The sequence below is a fragment of the Mesorhizobium sp. WSM4829 genome (genome assembly GCF_055811475.1).
Genome location: NZ_JBVVQJ010000111.1, coordinates 1 through 1,418 on the forward strand (window position 1 = coordinate 1; position 1,418 = coordinate 1,418).

The following is a 1,418-nucleotide window of genomic DNA, read 5'->3' on the forward strand; positions in this document are numbered from 1 at the left end:
CGTGTTGGGGTGGACGGCCCCCGACGGCATCGTGATGTGCCAGAATGAGGTCGTTGAAGATCTCAAGCAAGGGAGACCGTCCGTGGATAAACTTATTCGCATTGGCATGGATACGTCAAAGAGCGTTTTCCAGCTGCATGGCATGAACGAAGCCGAACAGCCTGTGTTGCGCAAGAAGCTGCGGCGCAATCAGGTACTCGCCTTCTTTGCCGGGCTTTCGCCACTGAAGATTGGCATGGAGGCCTGCGGCGCGGCGCATTACTGGGCACGGGAATTGCGCGCGCTGGGCCACGAAGTGGTATTGTTGCCGCCGCAGTACGTGAAGCCCTATGTGAAGCGCTCCAAATCGGATGCGGCGGACGCCGCGGCGATCTGCGAGGCGATGAGCCGGCCGGACATGCGTTTCGTGCCGATCAAGAGCGCCGATCAACAGGGATCGCAGATGCTGGCGAAGCTGCGCGCGCAGTTCATCGGCCGGCGCACGCAACTGGCCAATTCGATCCGCGGCTTTGCGGCGGAGTTCGGCCTTGTCGCGCCCAAGGGGCTTTCCCGGCTCGGCGATCTGCTGGCCGACATTCGCACTGACGCGACGATCCCGGACATGGCCAGGGACATGTTCGAGACCTTGGCGCGCGACTATGCGCATATCAGCGCCGAGGTCGCCGTGCTCGATGAGAAGCTGCTTGCGCTTCACAGGCAGAACGAACTGAGCCGGCGGCTGGCCGCCATACCGGCGGTTGGTCCTGTCGGAGCGACGCTTCTGGCAATCAAGGTGCCGGATGCAAATGGCTTCAAGTCGGGGCGCGACTTTGCCGCCTGGCTCGGGCTGACGCCGAAGAACCATTCGACAGCGGGCAAGAACCGGCTTGGCGTCATCACCCGCGCCGGCGACGAGATGCTGCGAAGCGTGCTGGTGGCGGGCGCCACCGCCCTCATCCAGCACATGCGGCGCGGTAGCAAACGGATCTGGCCTTGGCTTCAGGCCTTGATTGCGCGCAAGCCAGCCAAGCTCGCGGCGGTGGCGCTGGCCAACAAGCTGGCCCGCATCGCCTGGAAGCTGATGGTCAGCGGCGAGCATTACCGCCCCGCTGCCGCCCTTCCGGTGATGGCGCCGACGCAGCCGTAAGAGATCAGAGTTCGGCGTCGAGTGCACGCTCGACGCTGAGGCCGGAACTTGCAAGCAGAGGAGAAGATGGTGTGACCGGTCGAACCGGGACTAGCGAGGCATTCCGAGGTGCTCACCGGCAGCAAATGTCGTGTCCGTGTTTGGAACTCGCTATCCGCGTAGCCCATCTTGGCCAGCGCTCACAAACCGGCGCGCAAAAGGCCGGACATATGAGCGCAAGCGATCCGATCAAACTATCTCAGCCAACGCTTGCAAGCAGGGGGCCGTCCACATATGAGCACCGGAAGCGCAG

At 63.3% G+C, this 1,418-nt stretch carries 1 protein-coding gene; it reads left to right on the forward strand.

What is annotated here, in order from left to right:
• Positions 1–82 precede the first annotated feature (82 nt).
• On the forward strand, positions 83–1,126 hold the full coding sequence (locus AC0L17_RS34390; RefSeq protein ID WP_473518977.1) for an IS110 family RNA-guided transposase: 1,044 nt from the start codon (positions 83–85) through the stop codon (positions 1,124–1,126).
• The last annotated feature ends 292 nt before the right edge of the window (positions 1,127–1,418 follow it).